Source organism: Curvibacter lanceolatus ATCC 14669 (assembly GCF_000381265.1).
Classification (GTDB): domain Bacteria; phylum Pseudomonadota; class Gammaproteobacteria; order Burkholderiales; family Burkholderiaceae_C; genus Curvibacter; species Curvibacter lanceolatus.
Window position 1 is genome coordinate 1 of the sequence record NZ_KB906253.1, and the last position, 19,732, is coordinate 19,732.

The window sequence follows — 19,732 nt, forward strand, 5'->3', positions numbered from 1 at the left end:
GCCGTCGGGGTTTAGGGCCAGTTCGGTGCCGAAGCCGGTGGGGGTGAAGAAGGCGCCCACGCCAGCGCCTGCGGCGCGCAAGCGCTCGGCCAGGTTGCCCTGGGGAACCAGTTCGAGTTCGATGCGGCCGCTGCGGTAGAGCTCGTCAAACACAAACGAGTCGGCCTGGCGCGGAAAGCTGCAGATGATCTTGCGCACGCGACCGGTCTTGAGCAGGGCGGCCAGGCCTGCGTCGCCGTTGCCGGCGTTGTTGTTGACCACGGTGAGCTCACGAGCGCCGTGCTCGATCAGGCCGTCGATGAGTTCGTTGGGGATGCCGGCGGTGCCAAAGCCGCCAATCAGAACGGTGGCGCCGTCCTGGACCGAACTCAGGGCCTCGGCAACGGAGGCCGCAATCTTGTTGATCATGGATGTCTCTTCTTTGTGATGTGCCCAGGCACGAGGCCAAAGCGATGTGGCAAGTGGTGACGGGCCTGCCACGAAGGCCCCGCCGCGGCATGGCGGCCCCTTCGCTGAGCCCTCAGGGCGCGCGCCTGAACAGGGTTCTTTGGGTGTTGCGGAAGGCAGGCCGGACCCGGTCGCTCCAGGGGGTGGCCCGTACCTTCAACCAGGCCGGGCTGCCCAGCACTTCGGCGTGCACCAGGTCGTAGCAGGCCCAGTAGCGCGGCCGTCCGGGCTCCTGTCGATAGCGCACGGCCCTGACGGTGCCGGGTACCGAGGCCAGGCCGGGCAGGTGCTCCTGCTCATACCAGGCATTGAACTCGGCCTCCATGTCGGGCAGCACATCGGTTTCCACCACGTAGTGAAAGCCTGCCACTTGCTGGGCAGCGCTGCCCGACAGTGTTTGCAGGGTCTGCAGCGGGAACACGCTGTTGTTCGTGTCCTCCTGTACCCATTGCGGCAGCTCATTCAGGTAGCGGTAGCTCAGATCCTGTTCCAAGGCGTTCCAGGCGCGCACGATCGGCGTTGCAAGCCCCTGGGACGGCCATGCGCTGGAGTGGGGGCGTTTGACAAGCCAGAGCTGTGACATGGGAGGGCCTTTGCCGGGTTCAGTGTTCGACGTTCAGGGCCACCAACAAGCGCGAGACCATGTTGTAGGCCGCCACGGTGGCCACCAGCTCCACCGTGCCCTGGGCGTCGAAGTGGGCCTGAATGCGTGCCATCAGAGGGTCCGGAACGGTGATGTCGCGGGTCATGGCATCGGCCAGTTCCAGCACCAGGTGCTCCAGGGGGGTGAACGCCTCCGACAGAACAGGGCTGCGGGTGGCCGCGATTTTCTCGCTGCTCACGCCGGCCTTCTCTGCGTGGGGAATGTGGGCATCGAATTCAAACGTGGCCTGGTTCAAGACCGCCACGCGCAGGATGATCAGCTCGCGCAGGTCGGCGGGGAGGCTGGTTTGATTGCGCACGGCGGTCAACATGCGCTCCCACCCTGAGGCGATGGGGCCGCTGTTGAGCAAGACCTGGTACAGCAAGGAAACGCGCCCGCGCTCGGCCAGGATGCGGCCTTCGACTTCGGCCAGCTCGGGGCGGGTGCCGGGGGTGACCAGGGGAACTCGAATGTGGGTCATGAGACAGTTTCTTTCAGTCTGGCTGCGGTCAGTCGGGTTTGATGTTCTTGGCCTTGATCAGCGCAGCCCATTTGTCCGCGTCTTTCTTCTGCAGGACGGCCAGCTCCTGAGGTGTGGAGGGCGCCGGTTCGGTGCCGGCCTTCAGCAACTTGTCTCGGATGGCCGGGTCTGCCAAGGTGGTTCGCAAGGCCTTGTTGATCGCATCAACCACCTCGGGAGGGGTCTTGGCTGGCGCAAACAGGGCGTACCAATTGTTGGTGTCGATGCCTTTGATGCCTTGCTCTTCCAATGTCTTGACATCGGGAAGGGCCGGGTGCCGCTTGCTGGACGCCAGCCCCAGGGCCTTGAGGCGGCCGCCCTTGATGGCCGGCAGCAGTCCCGCCACGTCGCCAAACAGGCCGCTGACCTGGGCGCCCATCAGGTCGGTGATGGCGGGCGCGGCCCCTTTGTAAGGCACGTGAAGCAGCTTGGCGCCGGTGGCATCCACCAACTGCTCGATGGCCAGGTGCGGGATGCTGCCGGTCCCGGTCGAGGCGAATGGCGTGGGGCTGGATTGACGCTTGCTGTTGGCGATGAATTCGGCGGCGTCCTTGGCCGGGTTGTTCGCGTAGGTCACCATCAGCTCGATGTTGTTGGCCACCAGCGACACGGGGGTGAAGTCACGCGCCATGTTGTAGGGCAGCTTTTCATACAAGCCGCCGTTGATGGCGGCGGCCCCCACGCTGGTGAACCAGAGCGTGCTGCCATCGGCCGGTGATTTCATCACGTCGGTGGCACCGATGGCGCCATTGGCACCGGGCTTGTTGTCCACCAGCACGGTTCGACCCAGCTCTTTGCCCAGGCGCTCGGAGATCGTGCGGGCCACGGCATCGACCGGCCCGCCGGCCGTGAACGACACCACGATTCGGGTGGTCTTGTTCTGGGCGTGGGCTGGCCACAGGGGTGTCAGGGCCAGCAGCACCGCCGTGACGGTCATCATCTTCTTGAACATATCGTTTTGTCTCTTTTTAGGGGGCCATGCAGGGGTCAGTCGCAGCGAGCCGTCATGCCGCCGTCGACCACCAGTTCGGTCCCGGTCACAAAGCGGGCGTCGTCACTGGCCAGGAACAGCACAGCGCTGGCGGTGTCGCGACCATCGCCCATGAAGCCCAGCGGAATGCGCTTCAGGCGCTGGGCCAGCAAAGCGTCCACGTCGCCACCGGTGCGCTGTTTGGCCAGCCGGGTTTCGACCATGGGCGTGTGCAGCTGACCGGGCACAACCGAGTTGACGCGCACACCATCGGGGGCATGCTGAACCGCCACGACTCGCGACAGGTGGATCACCCCGGCCTTGGTGGCTGCATAGGCGACCTGGGCACTGCCCGTGAAGCGAAGGCCGGAGGTCGAAGCGATGTTGACGATCGAGCCACTCTTCTTGGCGATCAGGGTCGGCAGCACATGCTTGCAGGTGAGGAAGACGCTTTTGAGGTTGATGTCGACTTGCAGGTCCCAGGTTTCCTCTGCCAATTCAACCGGTCCGCCGGCAGCCGATCCGCCCACGTTGTTGACCAGGATGTCGATGGTGCCGTAGGTGTCGATGCAGGCCTTGGCCATGGCCGCCACGCTGTCGCTGCTGGTCACGTCGCACACCCAGGGGGTGATGGAGGCGCGGGCATCGCCCGCCAGCTCCAGGGTCTCGTCCAGGCGGGCGCGGTCACGGTCCACGGCCAGCACTTTCGCGCCTTCTTCGGCCAGGCGGACCGCGATGGCACGGCCATTGCCCCAGCCCGCGCCCACGCAGCCGGCGCCGGTCACGATGGCTACTTTGTTTTCAAATCGACGGCTCATGTCAGGTCTCCAAATTGATAAAGGCGTTCAGGGTTGCTCACCATCAGGGCGTGGCGGGCGGCTTCGCTGGGGGCGATCTCGTGGATCAGGTCCACCAGTTGTTGTTCGTCGGGCACCGGGCCGGCATGGTTGGGGTGGGGCCAGTCGTTGCCCCACAGAACCCGGTCTCCGAACTCGTCCACCAAGGCTTTGGCAAAGGGCTGGGCGTCTGCATAAGGGGGCCCCAGCCGGGTGATGCGGTCCATGCCGCTGACCTTGACCCAGAAGCGGCGGTCCGCCATCAGGCGGCGCAAGGCCTTGAAGGCCGGTTGGTCCAGGCCGAGTGAGGCGTCCAGGCGCCCGATGTGGTCGATCACCACCGGCGTGGGCGAGCGCAGGAGCGCGGGCGCCATGTCCGTCAGCAGGCTGGGGTCGCCGTGGATCTGCAGGTGCCAGCCCAGGGGCTCGAAGCGCGCTGCGAGGGCCAGAACCTCTTCGATGGGGGTGCGGTGACCCAGGTGCCCCATGAAATTGAAGCGCACGCCTCGAAAGCCCGCGCTGTTGAGCCGATTCAGCTCGGCTTGTGCCACGTCGGTGGGGACCAGGGCAATGCCTCGGTACGTCTGTGGGCGATGGCGGATGGCATCTTCTGCGGCACTGTTGTCAAAGCCGTGGCAGGCCGACTGCACGACCACGCAGCGTTGCAGGCCCAGTTTGTCGTTCAGGGCGTACAGCGCCTCTTTGGGCGCGTCGGCGGCCGGGATGAAACTGGCGTTGGCCGCGTAGGGGAAGGTGTCCCGCGGGCCGAACACGTGGCAGTGCGCATTGCACGCCAAAGGGGGTAGGGGTGTGTGCATGCCCTCAGTGTCTTGAAGGCCGGCCCCCCGGGTAAGCCGTCGAGAGGCATATCAACTATGCGTCTTTCCTATGGCTTGCGTGCGGAGAACGTCAGTTCTCGTATGGCTGGATCAGCCGCGGAAGTCCAGTTCGGTGAGCAATTTGCTGGTCTCACGGATCAAGCGATTGGCCGGTTTGGCCTTGGGCACGGCCAGCATCAAGGTGTTCCAGATTTCGGGCGGCCCGATGGGCGTGCGCGGCAGCGGCGGGCCTTGCAGGCCCAGCGCGACAGCGCTCTCCGGCAGGATGGTGCAACCCTGGCCGTGGGCCACCAGCGCCAGAACGGTGTTGACGGCGCCGACCTCGGCATGCACCTTGAGCTGCACGCCTTGCGGGCGCAGTGCCGCGTCCACCAGGTTGCGGATGGCGTTGGGTGCGCTGGGCAGGATCAGGGGGTAGTCGGCCAGGCTGCTCAGGCTCACGCTCTTGGGCAGGCGGTGCCCCGGCGGGGCAATCAGCAACAGGCGCTCGCGTGAGAGTTGGGTGTAGCTCAGCTGGGGTGTGGCCGGCGGGTCGAACAAGAGCGCCAGATCCAACCGGCCGGCCATCAGGGACTCACGCAGGGGGATGCTCAGCCCTTCCAGGATGGTGATCACGGCACGTGGAAACCGCTCCCGGAAGCGGCGCACCAAGGGCACGCTGATCCCCAGGGCGACCCTGGGTGGCATGCCGATCACGATGCGCCCGCTTGGGCTGTCACCCATGTCACGCAACTCGTCGCGTGCGGCGCGTGACGACGCCAGCATGGTGCGCGCATGGACCAGCAGCGCCTCCCCCGCTTCGGTGGCGGTGACGCCGCGCCCGGTGCGGGTGAGCAGGCGTTGCCCCAGCTCTTCTTCCAGCAGCGCAATTTGCCGGCTGACGCTGGGCTGGGCCAGATTCAGTGCCACGGCAGCCCGGCTGAAACTGCCGCTTTCCACGACACACACCAGGTACTCAAGTTGTTTCAGATCCATGTTTTTTAAGTATATCTGCTATTGAAGTCATGCCCTTGTTCGATGGCTTCTCTGCTCTGACACTGCCGAGGACGTTGGGCTTGTGGCCTGGCGTTTGAGCGTTGCCCCCACGCAACTTGATTCCGACAAACACAAAAGGCTTCGCCTGCCCCAGGCCGTTGCCCAGCTCTCATGAGACACCTCAAGCAGCTACACATCCAGGTTTTGATCGGCCTCCTGGCGGCCGTTGTGCTGGGCCTGACCGCACCGGAGACCGCGGCAGCCATGAAGCCGCTGGGTGATTTGTTCATCGCCTTGCTGAAGATGATGTTGGCCCCCATTGTCTTTTGCACGCTCATTCATGGCCTGGCCCATGTGCGTGACCTGGGCAAGCTGGGGCGCTTGGGCGCCAAGTCTCTGCTGTACTTCGAGGTGGTCAGCACGGTGGCCATGCTGGTGGGCTTTGTGATGGTCAACCTGTGCGAGCCCGGCGCCGGGCTGCATGCCGCCGGGATGGAACCCTCCAGTGCCGCCATGAAGGTGGCCAGCCAGTCGGGCTCGATCTCGGCCACGTCCTACCTGCTCAGCCTGGTTCCCCACACGCTGGTGGATGCCTTTGCCAAGGGCGACATCATGCAGGTGCTGATCGTGTCGCTGCTGGCGGGCTTTGCCCTGAACATGTCGGTGGGCAGCGATTCGGTGATCCTCAAGGGCATCGACGAGGCGCAGCGGGTGTTGTTCAAGATGCTTTCCTTCATCATGAAGCTGGCGCCCCTTGGGCGCCTTCGGCGCGATGGCGGCGGCCATCGGCAGCTACGGCAGTGCCACCTTGCTCTACCTGCTCAAGCTGGTGCTGGTTTATTACGGCGCTTCCCTGCTGTTTGTCGTGGTGGGGCTGGGCAGCATCTGCTGGTTCATCGGCCTGTCGCTGTGGCCGGTGGTGCGCCTGATCCGTGACGAGATCCTGCTGGTCTTCGGCACCGCCTCCGGCGAAGTGGCCTTTCCCCTGCTGATCGCCAAGCTGGAGCAGGCGGGCTGCGATGAAGCCGTGGTGGGCTTTGTTCTGCCGGCGGGCTACAGCTTCAACCTCGACGGCACCTCGATCTACATGGCGATCGCCGTGGGCTTCATTGCCCAGGCCACCGACACGCCGTTCTCCTGGCTTCAGCAACTGGCCTTGCTGGGGGTGTTGAGCCTGACCTCCAAGGGGGGCACCACGGTGGCTGGCGGGGCCTTTGTGAAGCTGGCAGCCACGCTGCAATCGGTCAAGAGTCTGCCCATCAGCGGCCTGGGCCTGTTGTTCGGCATCGATCGATTGATGGCCACGGCCACCGCCCTCACCAACATCGTTGGCAACACCGTCGCCGTGTTCGCCATTGCGCGCTGGGAAGGCTCGTTCGATGCCGATAAATACCGCGCCCTCACGGGCAGCGTGGCGCGCCGCAGCTGGCTGGGCCCCAAGGCGTCGGCCAGGCGCGCCGATTGATTCGCTCCACCGCAGCCAGGCCACGGGGCCAGGCGCGGTGACTCGGTTAACAAAAAGGAGACATGAATGAAAAGGTACGACAACAGACTCAAGTCCATGGTGTGGCCCGCTTTGCTGGCCCTGGCAGCGATGGGCCATCCGGCCCAGGCGGCTGAACTGGAGGTGCTGGCAACGGGTGCCGTTTCCGGAGCCTTCAAGACCGTGGTGGCCGACTATGAAAAGCAGTCGGGCCATCGCCTGAAGATGTCCTGGGGCCCTTCGCTGGGTCAGTCGCATGAGGCGATTCCGGTTCGAATCAGGAGCGGTCAGGCGCCCGACGTGCTGATCATGGTGTCCACCGAGCTGGACCGCCTGATCCGTGAGCAGCGGTTCACGGCGTCGGCCCGTCTCGACGTGGCCCAGTCGGGGGTGGGTGTCGGAGTCAAGGCGGGCAGTCCGGTGCCCGACATCTCGGATGTCGCCAAGCTGCGCCAGGCCTTGCTTGCCGCACCTTCGGTGGCCTATTCGGAAGGGGCCAGCGGCACCTACATCCAGAACGTGCTGCTCAAGCGACTGGGCGTCGAGCATGAGGTGGCCGCCAAGCGCCACCTGGTGCCGGGCAAGCAGTTGGTCGGTGAGGTGCTGGCCGAGGGCGGCGCGGCACTGGGTCTGCAGCAGATCAGCGAGTTGCGGGTGGTGCCAGGGGTGCACTACGTCGGCCCGTTGCCGGAGGAGGTTCAAAAGATCTCCGTGTTGACCGCGGCCGTCTCGGGCAAGAGCACCCACTCTGCCGAGGCCCTGGATTTTCTGCGTTACCTGGGTTCGCCGGCAGCTGTGGCGGCCTTCCAGCGCAGCGGCCTGGACCTGCCTGACGTGCCTGCCACCGTGGTCGAACGCCGCCTGGTCCGTAGCGGCCAGGTGCAGATCGAGGTGCTGAGCCAGGGGCAGGGGCCCGCGATCGTGATGCTGCCTTCGCTGGGGCGTTCCGTTCGCGACTTCGACCTGGTGGCCGCACGATTGGCCTCGCAGGGTTTTCGTGTGATCCGGCCTGAGCCTCGTGGCATTGGTGCCAGCCAGGGGCCTCTGGAGGGCTTGACCCTGCACGACTTCGCCGCCGATGTAGCAGCGGTGTGCGATGCCGAGAAGACCGGTCCGGCCGTCATTTTGGGGCATGCCTGGGGCAGCCAACCGGCGCGCATGCTGGCGGTTGACCGGCCAGACCTGGTCAAAGGCCTGATCATGGCCGCAGCTTCGGCCGGCAAGCTTCCGCCGGGCTCCACCGAGAAGCCCTATGGGCGTCTGCGCGATGCCATTGACGGCTCGGGCAACCCGGCGCTGCCGCAGGCCCAGCGTCTGCAATACCTGAAGCAGGCCTTTTTTGCTCCCGGCCATGATCCGAGCGAATGGCTGGAGGGCTGGTACGAGGCGAACCACCATGCCGAGGCCCACGCCCGCAATGTCACGCCCATCGACAGCTATTTTTCGGGCGGCAGCACCGCCCCCATCCTGGATCTGCAGGGCGAATTCGATGCGGTGGTGGTCAAGGATGTGATGAAGGCCTATTTGGGTGAGCGGGTGCAGGTCGACGTGGTCAAAGGGGCAGGGCACGCCATGTTCCCCGAGCGTCCCGCGCAGGTCTCCGAGGCCGTGGCCCGCTTCGCACGCCAGTTGAACGCCAGTCGCTGAGCGCGTTTCCACCTCTTACTGCCCTGTTTCCGTTCCTATCCCTGCCCGGACCCCACCTCAAGAGGCCCGGGCCCTTGAAAGCACGCCATGAAAATTGCCAAGCTCATTCTTCTCTCCGGCTTGATCGCCTGGTCCTCCTGCAGCATGGCCGCCGATGCGGTGGCCACTGCCTTGCAGCACAAGGTGATCGAGAAGGGCCCTGTTCGCATCGAAGTCACTGAACAAGGGCAAGGCCCTGCCATCGTGATGCTGCCCTCGCTGGGCCGCTCGGGTCGTGACTATGACAAGGTAGCCGAACGGCTGGCCTCCGAAGGCTTTCGCGTGCTGCGGCCTGAGCCCCGTGGCGTCGGCCAAAGCCAGGGCCCCATGCACGGCTTGACCGTGCATGACTTTGCCGCCGACGTTGCCATGGTGATCGATGCCGAGGTCAAGGCCCCGGTGGTGGTGGTCGGGCATGCATGGGGCAACTTCGCGGCCCGCATGCTTGCCACAGACCGCCCTGACCTGGTGGCCGGCGTGGTGGTGGCCGCAGCTTCCGCCGGCAAGGTGCCGCCGGGCTCAAAAGAGCTGCCCATCGGCCCTGAGATGCGCAAGGCGATCGACGGCCCCAGCAACCCGGCCTTGTCTGAAGAGCAGCGTCTGGAATACCTGAAGATCGCGTTTTTCGCCCCTGGCAACGACCCCCGGGTGTGGCTGGGCGGCTGGCATGAGGCCACCCATGAGGCGCAATCGCATGCCCGCAACGTCACCCCGGTGGACGACTACTTTGCTGCCGGCACCGCCCCCATCCTGGATCTGCAGGCCGAGTACGACCCCGTGGCCCCGCGCCGGTTTTCGAACGTCCTGAAGTCCATGCTGGGCGAGCGGGTGACCATCGTCGTGATCAAGAACGCCAGCCATGCCTTGGCACCTGAGCAGCCCCAGGCCATGGCAGACGCGATTGCCGACTTTGCCAAGAAGGTGTTTTCGGCGCGCCGTTGAGAGGGGCGGCCGCCCGGCTGCCAGTGCTCTGCGGCCGGCAGGCCATGACCCGCTCGCTCAAGCCTTGAACACCACACTCTGCCGCGGGCGCTCGTCCACCGTCAGCGAGAACACGTCCGGCCGTGCATAGTGGCCCACCACATCGAAGTCGTAGCGGGCACGGGTCAGCTCGGCGGTGTCGATCTGGGCCACCAGCAAGCCGGTTTCGTGCTTGAGCGGGCCGGCCAGCACATCGCCCAGGGGGCCCACGATCATGCTGTTGCCGCCGATCAGGGGCAGTTCGGGGTCCCAGTGCGGGGCGTTCACGCCCAGGGCCTGGGGTGAGGGCTGTACCTGGCAGGCGCTGATCACAAAGCAACGCCCCTCGTGGGCGATGTGGCGCATCGACGACTGCCAGATGTCGCGCGCGTCCACGGTGGGGGCGCACCAGATCTGCACGCCCTTGGCGTACATGGCGGTGCGCAGCAGGGGCATGTGGTTCTCCCAGCAGATCACGGCGCCGACGCGGCCGGCGGGCGTGTCGAGCACCGGCAGGGTGGAGCCATCGCCCTGGCCCCAGATCAGCCGCTCGGTGCCCGTGGGCATGAGCTTGCGGTGCTTGGCCACCAGGCCCCCTTCAGGGGCGAAGAACAGGGCGGTGCAGTACAAGGTGTTGCCTGCGCGTTCGATCACACCGATCACGATGTGGGCCTGGCAGCGCTCGGCCAGGCCGGCCAGCGCCTCGGTCTCGGGGCCGGGCACATCGATGGCGTTGTTGTAGTAGCGCTCGAAGGCCTCCCGCCCCTCGGGCAGGCGGTAGCCCAGGTAGGTGCCGAAGCCCTCGCCCTTGGGGTAGCCGCCCAGCAAGGCCTCGGGCATCACCACCAGGCTGGCGCCGGCGGCGCGGATGGCATCCTCATGCGACAGGATCTGCGCCAGGGTGGCGGCCTTGCCCTCGGGGTGGGCGCCGATTTGCAGCGCGGCAACAGTGGATCGGGTCATGTGAACTCGCTTTCGAAACAACAAGGTGATTGCGTCATCCTCGGCCTTTGGCGATCATCAATCAACCGATTGATCAGACAAGCTGATATGAACGACATGAATATCGACAGCGTCGACCTGAACCTGCTCAAGGTGCTGCAGGCCTTGCACGAGGAGGGCACGGCCGGCCGGGCTGCGATCCGGCTGGGGGTCACGCAATCGGCCGTCAGCGCAGCGCTGGGGCGGCTGCGCGCCCTGTATGGCGACCCCCTGTTCGAGCGCACCGGCCGCGGCCTGCGCCCCACCCCCAAGGCCGAGGAACTGCGCCCCCTGATTGCCGAGGCCTTGCAAAAGCTGCGGCAGAGCCTGGCCCTGGCCCAGCCCGGGGGCGCCAGCCTGGCCGGGCGCACCGTGGTGCTGGGCCTGTCGGACGACCACGAGATGGCCCTGGGGCGCCGGCTCATCGACCGCCTTCAGCAGGCAGCACCCGGCCTGCGCCTGGTGCTGCGCCAGACCCACAGCGGCCTGGCCGCCGACATGCTGATGGACCGGCGCATCGACCTCAGCCTGGGCGCCGGCACGGGCAGCTCACGCACCCTGGCGCGCCAGGTGCTGGGCACCGGCCACTACGCTTGCGTGATGGACCTCGCACAGGCCCCGGCCGGGCCCCTGGGGCTGGAGGACTACCTGCGCCGCCCGCACCTGCTGATCTCATCAGGCGGCTTTGTGGGGGTGGTGGACGAAGCCCTGGCAGCCCAGGGCTTGAGCCGGCGCATCGAGGCCTCGACCAGCCACTTTGCCGCCTTGCCCCACCTGCTGCGCGGCAGCACGGCCCTGGCCACTCTGCCCGAGCACGCCGCACGGGCCCTGGCGGCCTTGGGCACCCTGGTGTGCCTGCCTTGCCCGATCGAGCTGCCCCGCTATTCCATCGAACTGGCCTGGCGCAGCAGCAGCCTGCGCGACCCGGCGCTGCAGTGCTTGAAGACCCATCTGATGGACGTGGCCAATGGCCTGTACGCGCCGGCCTGAGCCGGGGGCGTTTCGGCCGCGCAGCAGGGCGGCCTGCCGTTCAGTGCTCCTGGCTGGGGGCGGGCATGGCTGGGGTCGCCGGGGGCTGTGTCGGGCGGCTGTTCAAGCCACTGAGGGTGCCGGAGGGGGCTTGCCCTGCAGGCATGGAAAAGCTGTTGAAGCCGCAGCGATGCAGGTAGAACAACTGCGCCCCGGTGATGGGCCCGAAGGCGCGCAACTCACCGCCAAACTTCAGTGAGGCCCTCAGGTGGTTGGCCGCGCCATAGCACCAGTCTGAATCCGGGCCGCTGATCCGCAGGGCCACCAGGGGCTGCGCCGCCAGGGCCTGAGCATGGGCCTCAAACTGTTGCTGGCTATCGACCCAGACGCCGATCTGTGACAGATCCAAGGAGGTTCCGCCGAGCAGTTCGCGCCACATGGGCAAAGGCAGGATCAGGCGCTTGTCGGCGGGTGTCGAGATCAAGTCGTCGGGCTGCTGGATCAACAGCCAGGGGTCGTCGATCCACATCTGGTTCTGCTGGCTGACCAGAAGAACCTGGGGGTTCGGCGCCTGGCTTGCTGGCTCGGCTTGGATGTCTGCGTATCGTTGTGTGGGCATGCACCGAAGTTTGGCAACAACTGCCCTGAGGCAGCCGCATCAGAAATCGGAAACTTTTCAGGATCAGTTGGCCACCCCGGCGTATGGTGCGCACAGCGTATCGATGCCGGGTTGGGCAGGGCGTCCAATTCAGCATCGTTCGACTGTCCAAATCGACATTGAAGCAGCGTCCAAAACGACATTCAACCTCTGAGCGCATCGAATCGTGCAACGCCGCCTCGCTTCACGCCGAGGGTGGCGGCAGTGCCTGGTCCAGCACGGACGACAGCAGCCGCAGCGCGTGCTGCAGGTCCTCGCGCCCGATCGAGCCACCCAGGCACAGGCGCAGCGCGGGTGGTGGGTCGGCATCGGTCGAGAAGGCCGCGCTGGCCACGCAGGCGATGCCCTGGGCCCGCAGGCTGGTGGCCACCTCGATCGGGTTCCAGTCTTCGCGCAGCGGCAGCCAGACATGAAAGCCCTGCGGGTCGGCCTGCGCACCGTGCTCGGCCAGGTAGCGCTGGGCCAGGTGCTGGCGCGCGGTGGATTCCTCCCGGATGGCGGCCAGCATGGCCGGCGCCGCACCGGTCTGGATCCAGCGTGTGACCAGGGCTGCGGTGAAGGGTGAGCTCATGACCGTGGTGGCACGCAGGGCGCCCGCCGTGCGCTGCAGCAGGCGCGGGTTGGGGGTGCACACATAAGACATGCGCAGCCCCGCGCCCAGGCTCTTGGACAGGCCCGCGATGTAGTAGGTCAGATCGGGGGCCAGGCTCAGCAGGGTGGGCAGGGGTTTGGACTGCAGCTTGCCGTAGGCGTCGTCCTCGATCAGCGGCACGCTGTAGCGGGTGGCGATGTCGGCGATCTCGCGGCGCCGCTGCAGGCTCATGCTCACGGTGGTGGGGTTGTGGATGTTGGGGTTGCAGACCAGGGCGCGGGGCTGCATGGTCTTGCAGGCGTGCTCGAAGTCCTCGGCACTCACGCCCTCGTCGTCCATGGCCAAGGCCTGCAGCTTCACGCCCAGTTGGGCGGCAATCACCTTCATGCCGGGGTAGGCCAGGGCTTCGACGCAGAGCACCTCGCCGGGCCGGCACAGCAGGGTGATCAGGGCCAGCAGCACGCCGTGGATGCCCGGCCCCACCAGCACCTGGCTGGCGCTGCATTGCGGCACATGGCTGCGCAACCACAGGGCGCCCGCATCGCGGGCCTCGTTGCTGCCGCCAAAGTCCTGGTAGCGCATCAGCTCGTAGTAGCCATGGGGGCCGCCATTGGCCAGGGCCTCGCCGGCCTGCTGCTGCATCTGTTGCACCAGGGCATGGGCCTGGGGCTCGGGCGGCAGGTTCATGGTCATCTCGGCGCTGCTGCCCGAGCGCAGGGGCAGGCCAGGGATGCGGCCCCGCACCACCGTGCCGATGCCCACGTGCGAATCGATCAGGCCACGCCGCTTGGCCTCGGCATAGCCGCGGGCCACGGTGGTGTAGTTCAGCTTCAGCAACTGGGCCAGCTCACGCAGGGTGGGCATGCGCTCGCGGGTGCTGAGATCGCCGCGCTGGATGTCTTCGGCAATCAACTCGGCCATCATCAGGTAGGCCGGTCGGCTGTCCTGGCTCAGGCGCTTGCGCCAGCGGGTGGCGTTGATGGGCATGGGGGGCTTTCGGGTGGGTGGGGTGGGCTGCCGGATTGATTGCATCAAGCATGCCACGCGGGCCGGGCCATCGCGCGCCAAGGCCGCACCAAAGCGGCTGTCCGGGCAGGCCGGCTGATCGCCTTTGGTGCCGAGCCGGCCAATGATGGAGTGCATTGATCGCACGGCAAATCAAGGCTGTTTCGGGGTCTTCAGGCAGCGTCTCTTGGCTCGGAGGGCGGCTGTACTTTTTTTCTGCTGCCCGGGGGCAATGCACGGGCGCTTGATCGCAGATTGATCGCATCGGCCAGGCCCAAACGGGCATGTGGCCTGCAATGAAGAAGGCAGACACGGGGCATTCAGCCCGGTGTCTACCCACCAACCCTTCATGGAGCAGCCACATGCCTAAAGTCACCCAACCCGCCCACCAAAAAGGCGATTTCCTTGTCGACTACGAAGAGAAAGTCTTTGAAGATGTGAAGGCCGCCCCGGGCGAGAAAGCCCTGGTCACCTTTCACACCATCGCCTTCGAAGGCTCGATCGGCTTCGTCAACCTGCTGCAGGCCACCCGCCTGTTGCGCAAGGGCTTCGAGACCTCGGTGCTGCTGTATGGCCCCGGCGTCACCCTGGGCCTGCAACGCGGCTTTCCCACCCTGGGCGACGAGGCCTTCCCCGGTCATCAAAACCAGAACAACCAGCTGATCAAGTTCATGGCCGAAGGTGGCAAGGTCTATGCCTGCCGATTCGCGCTGCAGGCTTTGTACGGCCATGGCGAAGGCTCGCTGATCCCGGGCATCCGCCCCATCAGCCCGCTGGATGTGCTCGACATCAAGCTGCTGCACCGCAAAGAGGGTGCCTTGATCATCGACACCTGGACCGTCTGAGTCGAGTGGGGAACATCACCATGACCCAAGCTCGAATCGTCCGTGCCGCCGCTGTCCAGATCGCACCCGATCTGGAGACCCCCACCGGAACGCTGGACCGGGTCTGCAATGCCATCGATGAGGCCGCCCGCAAGGGCGCCGAGCTGGTGGTGTTCCCCGAAACCTTTGTTCCGTACTACCCCTATTTTTCGTTCGTCCTGCCGCCTTGCCAGCAGGGCGCGCCCCATCTGCAGCTCTACGAGCGTGCCGTGGTGGTGCCCGGCCCGGTGACCCAGGCCGTGGCCGAGCGGGCCCGGGCCCGCAGCGTGGTGGTGGTGCTGGGGGTGAATGAACGCGACCATGGCAGCCTGTACAACACGCAGCTGATCTTCGATGCCGATGGTGCCCTGAAGCTCAAGCGCCGCAAGATCACCCCCACCTACCACGAGCGCATGGTCTGGGGTCAGGGCGATGCGCAGGGCCTGCGCGTGGTCGACACGGCCGTGGGCCGCGTCGGTGCCCTGGCCTGCTGGGAGCACTACAACCCGCTGGCCCGCTACGCGCTGATGACCGAGCACGAAGAGATCCACTGCGCCCAGTTCCCGGGCTCGCTGGTGGGCCCCATCTTTGCCGATCAGATGGGCGTGACCATCCGCCACCACGCGCTCGAGTCGGGCTGCTTCGTGGTCAACGCCACCGGCTGGCTGACCGATGCCCAGATCGAGTCCGTGACCCCGGATGTGAGCCTGCAACGCGCGCTGCGCGGCGGCTGCCACACCGCCATCGTCTCGCCCGAAGGCAAGTACCTGGCCGAGCCCCTGACCGAGGGCGAGGGCATGGTGATTGCCGATCTGGACCTCGCCCTGGTCACCAAGCGCAAGCGAATGATGGACTCGGTGGGGCACTACGCCCGCCCCGAACTGCTGAGCCTGGCCATCAACCGGCGCCCGGCCCAGACCCATTTCGAGATGCCGGGTGTCCAGCCCGCCTCTTCGGCGACCGCCGCTGAGCCAGTCGCCGATCCCGCGCCCGTTTCCACCCTTGTTCAGGAGTGATCCACCATGAGCCCTCAAGCCGCCTTGATGCCCGCGCCGGACACCCGGCACCTGATGAGTGAGCTGCAGTCGCTGGGCCTGCGCCTGGTCGACACCACGGCTGGCGTGGCCAGCCGGCGCGGCGGTGCCGGCCCGTCCGACCACAAGGCCGTGACGGTGGATGGCCACACCATCATGGTGCCCGTGCACACCTCCACGGCCTGGTCTTCGCCCTTTGTGGCCCAGGCCCCCGATGCCCAGGGCCGCAGCGTGATCACCCGCGATGCGATCCCGATTGCCAGCGTCAGCTTCCCGAGGCAGCCACGCTTCTATGGGCTGCAGACCCTGGACGGCGTGCCCTACTCGCACATCGCCACCCTGCACAGCGCCGACGTGTTGGCCACCACCGTGCTGCAGACCTGCATCCGCTATGAAAGCCGCAAGAAGACCTGCCAGTTCTGCTCCATCGGCCAGTCGCTGGCGGCAGGCCGCACCATCGCGCACAAGACGCCCCAGCAACTGGCCGAGGTGGCCCGCATGGCGGTGCTGCTCGACGGTGTGAAGCACATGGTGCTGACCACGGGCACGCCGAACGCCACCGACCGGGGTGCGGCCATCCTGTGCGACAGTGCCCGGGCCATCAAGGCCGCGGTCGACCTGCCCATCCAGGGGCAGTGCGAGCCGCCCGATGACGACGCCTGGTTCGCCCGCATGAAGGCGGCCGGCATCGACACCCTGGGCATGCACCTGGAGGCGGTCACGCCCGCCGTGCGCGAACGCATCATGCCGGGCAAGGCCTCGGTGCCGATTGCGCGTTACCTGAGCGCCTTCGAGGCCGCGGTGCAGGTTTTCGGGCGGGGCCAGGTCAGCAGCTACATCCTGGCCGGCCTGGGCGACAGCCGCGAGGCCATTCTGGACATGAGCGCCCGTCTGGCCGCGCTGGGGGTCTACCCCTTCGTGGTGCCCTTTGTGCCCATCAGCGGCACCCCGCTGGAGAGCCACCCCGCGCCCAGCCCCGATTTCATGCGCTCGGTGCTCGAGCCCCTGGGCCACATCGTGCGCGAGGCCGGGCTGCGCTCCAGCGACATCAAGGCGGGCTGCGGCAAATGCGGCGCCTGCTCGTCGATGTCGGTCTACGAGTCCTGAACCGAGTCCTGAACCGGAACAAAGCAGAGCACCTGCGGAGGCCCCATGAGCAGCCTGATCACCCCCCCATTCACCCACCCCGCCGGGGCACGGGCCCCGGCTCCCGCCTGGCCGGCCTTCCATGTGCGCCAGGCCGTGCTCGACGAAGAGATCGCGCAGGCCATGGCCCTGCGCCGCGCCGTGTTCTGCGACGAGCAGGGCATCTTCGCGGGCAGCGACCGTGATGACATCGACCTGCAGGCCCGCCTGTTGATTGCTGCCGCCTATGACGTGCAGCAGGCCCACAGCAGCGTGCTAGGCACCGTGCGCATCCACGAAGCCTCACCGGGCCTCTGGTGGGGCTCACGGCTGGCGGTGCAACGCGCCATGCGCCGTCAGGCCAGGCTGGGCGCCCAGCTGATCCGCCTGGCGGTCTGCACCGCCCATGGCCTGGGCTGCGAAACCTTTCTGGCCCACGTGCAGGTGCAGAACGTGCCCCTGTTCGAGAAGCTGCACTGGCGCTCGCTGGACACCTCCCTGGCCCATGGCCGCGAGCACCACCTGATGCAGGCCGACCTGGCGCACTACCCACCTTGCCACGACCCCCTGATGGGCTTTTTTGTCGAAGCCGGAGGTCAATCATGAGTGCCTTGCCCGAGCTCGTGGCCGCGCTGCGCGACAGCCGCGGTTTTGCCCACAAGCGCGATATCAGCGCCGTGGTGAACTGCTTTGACGATCTCTTGGTGCAGGGTGTGGGCCAGATGGACCAGGCCGTGCCCCTGGGTGACGACTGTGCCGCACTGCCCGATGGCCAGGGCGGCTACCAACTGCTGGCCATTGAGGGGCTGGTGGAAGACTTCATCACCCGCATGCCCTGGTTTGCCGGCTACAGCAGCGTGATGGTCAACATCAGCGACATCTACGCCATGGGCGGCCGGCCCACGGCGGTGGTCAACGCGCTGTGGGGGCAGGGGGCGGGCGCCGAGACCCAGAAGATGCTGGCCGGCATGGCGGCCGCCTCGCAACGCTATGGCGTGCCCATCGTGGGCGGGCACAGCAACCTGCGCTCCGAACGGCCTCAGCTGGCGGTCTCCATCCTCGGCCACGCCAGGAAGTTGCTCAGCAGCTTCCGGGCCCGCCCGGGCGATCAACTGCTGATGGCGGTGGACCTGCGCGGCCAGTGGCAGGAGCCGTTTCCGTACTGGAACGCCTCCACCGAGGCGCCCGCCGAGCGCCTGCGTGCCGACCTGGAGCTGCTGCCCGAGATCGCCGAGGCGGGCCTGTGCGAGGCCGCCAAGGACATCAGCATGGCCGGCACCCTGGGCACGGCCCTGATGCTGCTGGAGTGCTCGGGCGTGGGGGCCATCGTCGATCTGGACGCGATCCCCCGGCCCGCGGGCGTGCCCCTGCTGCGCTGGCTGACCGCGTTCCCGAGCTATGGCTTCATCCTCAGTGTGCGGCCTGAGCATGTGGCGGCCGTGCAGCAGCGCTTCGAGGCGCGGGGTCTGGCCTGCGCCGCGGTGGGCGAGGTCAAGGCCGCGCGGCAGCTGATCGTGCAGCAGGGCCCTGAATGGGCCTTGTTGTGGAACCTGGCCGAGCAGCCTTTCATTCAGGGCACACCGGCACGGGGTCTTGAGCTCGGGAGCCTGGCATGAGAGCAAATCCGCTGCGCATTGCCCTGCTCACCCATTCCACCAACCCGCGTGGCGGGGTGGTTCATTGTCTGGAGCTGGCCGACGCGCTCTGCGCCCAGGGCCATGCGGTGACGGTGCATGCCCCCGGTGTGCCCGGCCAGCCCCTGTTTCGGAGCAGCCGGGCCGCTGTGCGCATCCTGCCCGTGCCGGCCTCGGGCCCCGGCCTGCGCGAGGTGGTTCAGGCCCGCATCCACAGCTTTGTGCAGGGCCTCTCGGAAGCCGGGCGGCCTGACTTCGATGTGTTCCATGCCCACGATGGCATTGGCGCCAACGCCTTGCTGGCCTTGCGCCGCCAGGGGCAGGTCGGGGCCTATGTGCGCACCGTGCACCATGTGGATGCCGGCTTTGGTGACCCGGTGGTGGATGCCTGGGAGGAGCAGAGCATCCGCCAGGCCGACCGCCTGGTCTGCGTCAGCGAATCGTGGGCACCCAAGTTGCGCGAGCGCTTTCAGCGCGAGGCCCAGGTCATCCACAACGGGGTGGATCTGCGCCGCTTCAGCCCCGTGCCGCGGGCCTCCGATGCCGACAGGGATCTCAATCTGGCCCGGCGCCTGGGCCTGGGCACCGGCCCGGTCTACCTGATGGTGGGCGGCATCGAGGCGCGCAAGAACACCGTGGGCGCCCTGCAGGCCTTTGTGCAGCTGCGAGCCCGCGTGCCGCAGGCCCAGTTGCTGATAGCCGGCGGCGCCAGCCTGCTGGACCACGGCCTCTACCGGCAACGCTTTGAGCGGGTTCTGGCCCAGGCCGGCCTGCAGGCCGGGCCCGGCCAGCCCGTGGTGCTGAGCGGCGTGCTGGCCGATGCCGACATGCCCGCCCTGTACCGGCTGGCCACGGCGCTGTTGTTTCCATCGCTGCTGGAAGGCTTTGGTCTGGCCATCGTCGAGGCCATGGCCAGCGGGGTGCCCGTCATCGTCTCCCAGCAGGAGCCCTTCACCGATTTTCTGGGGCCTGACGACGCCTTGTGGGTCGACCCGTACTCACCGCCCTCCATGACCGAGGCCCTGCTGCAGGTGCTGTTCCAGGGCACGGCCCAGGCGCTGCGTGAGCGCGGCCTGCCGCTGGCGCGCCGCTTTGATTGGGCCGCCGCCGCCCGGGCCCATATCGCCCTGTATGCGGCCCTGGCACAGCCTTGCCGACTGCTTTCCCAACCGTCTTTTTGCTGAGGAGATTCCCATGCCTGAAATGTATTTCACCGTGAAATGGCCCGATGGCGCCCAGGAGCGCTGCTACTCCCCCTCGCTGGTCATCACCGACCACCTGGCCGTGGGCGCGGACTACGCGCTGGGCGATTTCGTGGCCCGCTGCGATGCCGCCTTGAGCGAGGCTTCTGAGCGCGTGCAGCAGAAGTACGGCTACTTCTGCTCCAGTGCCGTCGACCAGCTGGGCCAGATCAAACACCGTGCCCAGGCCTTCGAGTCAGACGCTGCGCCCCGCGTGCAGGTGCTGGCCTTCACCCCCGGATCCCGTTGATTTTTCCAAGGAGTACAAACC

Annotated in this window: 21 protein-coding genes and 1 pseudogene; 12 read left to right on the top strand and 10 right to left on the bottom strand. The window is 66.9% G+C overall.

The genetic code is table 11. The features are described from left to right. From F624_RS0100005 to F624_RS0100035, 7 genes are all read right to left on the bottom strand, one after another. Nucleotides 1-408: 3-oxoacid CoA-transferase subunit A (locus tag F624_RS0100005; protein ID WP_019572187.1), on the bottom strand; the 408-nt coding region annotated here is incomplete at its 3' end. A 112-nt stretch (nt 409-520) separates the two neighbouring features. Beyond that, nucleotides 521-958, bottom strand: coding sequence for a DUF4286 family protein (locus F624_RS0100010; RefSeq protein ID WP_019572188.1), 438 nt, complete (start codon nt 956-958; stop codon nt 521-523). A 91-nt stretch (nt 959-1,049) separates the two neighbouring features. Then, nucleotides 1,050-1,571: a carboxymuconolactone decarboxylase family protein gene (locus tag F624_RS0100015; protein WP_019572189.1), complete on the bottom strand. Its 522-nt coding sequence runs from the start codon at nt 1,569-1,571 to the stop codon at nt 1,050-1,052. 28 nt (nt 1,572-1,599) lie between these two features. Beyond that, on the bottom strand, nt 1,600-2,562 hold the full coding sequence (locus tag F624_RS0100020) for a Bug family tripartite tricarboxylate transporter substrate binding protein (RefSeq protein WP_019572190.1): 963 nt from the start codon (nt 2,560-2,562) through the stop codon (nt 1,600-1,602). 35 nt (nt 2,563-2,597) lie between these two features. Then, complete coding sequence (locus F624_RS0100025) at nt 2,598-3,398, bottom strand: SDR family NAD(P)-dependent oxidoreductase (RefSeq protein ID WP_019572191.1); 801 nt, start codon at nt 3,396-3,398, stop codon at nt 2,598-2,600. Then, on the bottom strand, nt 3,395-4,234 hold the full coding sequence (locus F624_RS0100030; RefSeq protein WP_031253688.1) for an amidohydrolase family protein: 840 nt from the start codon (nt 4,232-4,234) through the stop codon (nt 3,395-3,397). The genes F624_RS0100025 and F624_RS0100030 overlap by 4 nt, the downstream gene beginning before the upstream one ends. A gap of 111 nt (nt 4,235-4,345) precedes the next feature. Beyond that, on the bottom strand, nt 4,346-5,230 hold the full coding sequence (locus tag F624_RS0100035; RefSeq protein WP_019572193.1) for a LysR family transcriptional regulator: 885 nt from the start codon (nt 5,228-5,230) through the stop codon (nt 4,346-4,348). A 171-nt stretch (nt 5,231-5,401) separates the two neighbouring features. Between F624_RS0100035 and F624_RS36170 the strand changes: the two are divergent. The 4 genes and pseudogenes from F624_RS36170 to F624_RS0100050 all read left to right on the top strand — a co-directional run. Beyond that, a pseudogene (locus F624_RS36170) lies at nt 5,402-5,920 on the top strand (cation:dicarboxylate symporter family transporter); the annotation flags it as partial. A gap of 118 nt (nt 5,921-6,038) precedes the next feature. Further along, a complete protein-coding gene (locus F624_RS36175; RefSeq protein WP_281170909.1) occupies nt 6,039-6,695 on the top strand; it encodes a cation:dicarboxylate symporter family transporter in 657 nt (218 codons plus the stop codon). A gap of 66 nt (nt 6,696-6,761) precedes the next feature. Beyond that, nucleotides 6,762-8,360 carry an alpha/beta fold hydrolase gene (locus F624_RS33835; RefSeq protein ID WP_157443254.1) on the top strand — a complete coding sequence of 533 codons (1,599 nt, stop codon included), beginning with the start codon at nt 6,762-6,764 and terminating at the stop codon, nt 8,358-8,360. Between the two features lie 87 nt (nt 8,361-8,447). Then, nucleotides 8,448-9,341 carry an alpha/beta fold hydrolase gene (locus F624_RS0100050; protein WP_031253690.1) on the top strand — a complete coding sequence of 298 codons (894 nt, stop codon included), beginning with the start codon at nt 8,448-8,450 and terminating at the stop codon, nt 9,339-9,341. A 57-nt stretch (nt 9,342-9,398) separates the two neighbouring features. On the opposite strand, the gene F624_RS0100055 is transcribed toward F624_RS0100050, so the two are convergent. Further along, nucleotides 9,399-10,322, bottom strand: coding sequence for a carbon-nitrogen hydrolase family protein (locus F624_RS0100055; protein WP_019572197.1), 924 nt, complete (start codon nt 10,320-10,322; stop codon nt 9,399-9,401). 87 nt (nt 10,323-10,409) lie between these two features. Between F624_RS0100055 and F624_RS0100060 the strand changes: the two genes are divergently transcribed. Next, a complete protein-coding gene (locus tag F624_RS0100060; protein ID WP_019572198.1) occupies nt 10,410-11,330 on the top strand; it encodes a LysR family transcriptional regulator in 921 nt (306 codons plus the stop codon). A 40-nt stretch (nt 11,331-11,370) separates the two neighbouring features. Here F624_RS0100060 and F624_RS0100065 read toward each other — a convergent pair whose 3' ends face one another. Together F624_RS0100065 and F624_RS0100070 are read right to left on the bottom strand one after the other, a co-directional pair. Next, on the bottom strand, nt 11,371-11,928 hold the full coding sequence (locus F624_RS0100065; RefSeq protein WP_019572199.1) for a DUF934 domain-containing protein: 558 nt from the start codon (nt 11,926-11,928) through the stop codon (nt 11,371-11,373). 223 nt (nt 11,929-12,151) lie between these two features. Further along, a complete protein-coding gene (locus F624_RS0100070; RefSeq protein WP_031253692.1) occupies nt 12,152-13,546 on the bottom strand; it encodes an aminotransferase-like domain-containing protein in 1,395 nt (464 codons plus the stop codon). Between the two features lie 380 nt (nt 13,547-13,926). Between F624_RS0100070 and F624_RS0100075 the strand changes: the two genes are divergently transcribed. The 7 genes from F624_RS0100075 to F624_RS0100105 are packed head-to-tail and all read left to right on the top strand — an operon-like array spanning nt 13,927 to nt 19,711. After that, complete coding sequence (locus F624_RS0100075) at nt 13,927-14,409, top strand: MSMEG_0572/Sll0783 family nitrogen starvation response protein (RefSeq protein ID WP_019572201.1); 483 nt, start codon at nt 13,927-13,929, stop codon at nt 14,407-14,409. Between the two features lie 20 nt (nt 14,410-14,429). Then, complete coding sequence (locus F624_RS0100080; RefSeq protein WP_031253694.1) at nt 14,430-15,443, top strand: Nit6803 family nitrilase; 1,014 nt, start codon at nt 14,430-14,432, stop codon at nt 15,441-15,443. Nucleotides 15,444-15,497: 54 nt separating this feature from the next. Next, nucleotides 15,498-16,568, top strand: coding sequence for an MSMEG_0568 family radical SAM protein (locus F624_RS0100085; protein WP_031253695.1), 1,071 nt, complete (start codon nt 15,498-15,500; stop codon nt 16,566-16,568). A 45-nt stretch (nt 16,569-16,613) separates the two neighbouring features. Then, the gene (locus F624_RS0100090) at nt 16,614-17,192 is read left to right on the top strand and encodes an MSMEG_0567/Sll0786 family nitrogen starvation N-acetyltransferase (protein ID WP_019572204.1); all 579 of its coding nucleotides are present in this window, start codon (nt 16,614-16,616) and stop codon (nt 17,190-17,192) included. Continuing rightward, nucleotides 17,189-18,202: a sll0787 family AIR synthase-like protein gene (locus F624_RS0100095; protein WP_019572205.1), complete on the top strand. Its 1,014-nt coding sequence runs from the start codon at nt 17,189-17,191 to the stop codon at nt 18,200-18,202. Before F624_RS0100090 ends, F624_RS0100095 begins: the two co-directional genes overlap by 4 nt. Then, complete coding sequence (locus tag F624_RS0100100; RefSeq protein WP_019572206.1) at nt 18,199-19,404, top strand: MSMEG_0565 family glycosyltransferase; 1,206 nt, start codon at nt 18,199-18,201, stop codon at nt 19,402-19,404. The genes F624_RS0100095 and F624_RS0100100 overlap by 4 nt, the downstream gene beginning before the upstream one ends. Nucleotides 19,405-19,414: 10 nt before the next feature. Continuing rightward, nucleotides 19,415-19,711 (top strand): MSMEG_0570 family nitrogen starvation response protein, encoded by a 297-nt coding sequence (locus tag F624_RS0100105; RefSeq protein ID WP_031253698.1) that lies wholly within the window; start codon nt 19,415-19,417, stop codon nt 19,709-19,711. The last annotated feature ends 21 nt before the right edge of the window (nt 19,712-19,732 follow it).

Coding starts and splice junctions, on each gene's coding strand:
- F624_RS0100080 (WP_031253694.1), top strand. CDS start 14,430: ATGACCCAAGCTCGAATCGTCCGTGCCGCCGCTGTCCAGATCGCACCC.
- F624_RS0100075 (WP_019572201.1), top strand. CDS start 13,927: ATGCCTAAAGTCACCCAACCCGCCCACCAAAAAGGCGATTTCCTTGTC.
- F624_RS0100030 (WP_031253688.1), bottom strand. CDS start 4,234: ATGCACACACCCCTACCCCCTTTGGCGTGCAATGCGCACTGCCACGTG.
- F624_RS33835 (WP_157443254.1), top strand. CDS start 6,762: ATGAAAAGGTACGACAACAGACTCAAGTCCATGGTGTGGCCCGCTTTG.
- F624_RS0100015 (WP_019572189.1), bottom strand. CDS start 1,571: ATGACCCACATTCGAGTTCCCCTGGTCACCCCCGGCACCCGCCCCGAG.
- F624_RS0100050 (WP_031253690.1), top strand. CDS start 8,448: ATGAAAATTGCCAAGCTCATTCTTCTCTCCGGCTTGATCGCCTGGTCC.
- F624_RS0100020 (WP_019572190.1), bottom strand. CDS start 2,562: ATGTTCAAGAAGATGATGACCGTCACGGCGGTGCTGCTGGCCCTGACA.
- F624_RS0100060 (WP_019572198.1), top strand. CDS start 10,410: ATGAACGACATGAATATCGACAGCGTCGACCTGAACCTGCTCAAGGTG.
- F624_RS0100070 (WP_031253692.1), bottom strand. CDS start 13,546: ATGCCCATCAACGCCACCCGCTGGCGCAAGCGCCTGAGCCAGGACAGC.
- F624_RS0100095 (WP_019572205.1), top strand. CDS start 17,189: ATGAGTGCCTTGCCCGAGCTCGTGGCCGCGCTGCGCGACAGCCGCGGT.
- F624_RS0100090 (WP_019572204.1), top strand. CDS start 16,614: ATGAGCAGCCTGATCACCCCCCCATTCACCCACCCCGCCGGGGCACGG.
- F624_RS0100025 (WP_019572191.1), bottom strand. CDS start 3,398: ATGAGCCGTCGATTTGAAAACAAAGTAGCCATCGTGACCGGCGCCGGC.
- F624_RS0100065 (WP_019572199.1), bottom strand. CDS start 11,928: ATGCCCACACAACGATACGCAGACATCCAAGCCGAGCCAGCAAGCCAG.
- F624_RS0100105 (WP_031253698.1), top strand. CDS start 19,415: ATGCCTGAAATGTATTTCACCGTGAAATGGCCCGATGGCGCCCAGGAG.
- F624_RS0100085 (WP_031253695.1), top strand. CDS start 15,498: ATGAGTGAGCTGCAGTCGCTGGGCCTGCGCCTGGTCGACACCACGGCT.
- F624_RS0100055 (WP_019572197.1), bottom strand. CDS start 10,322: ATGACCCGATCCACTGTTGCCGCGCTGCAAATCGGCGCCCACCCCGAG.
- F624_RS0100035 (WP_019572193.1), bottom strand. CDS start 5,230: ATGGATCTGAAACAACTTGAGTACCTGGTGTGTGTCGTGGAAAGCGGC.
- F624_RS0100100 (WP_019572206.1), top strand. CDS start 18,199: ATGAGAGCAAATCCGCTGCGCATTGCCCTGCTCACCCATTCCACCAAC.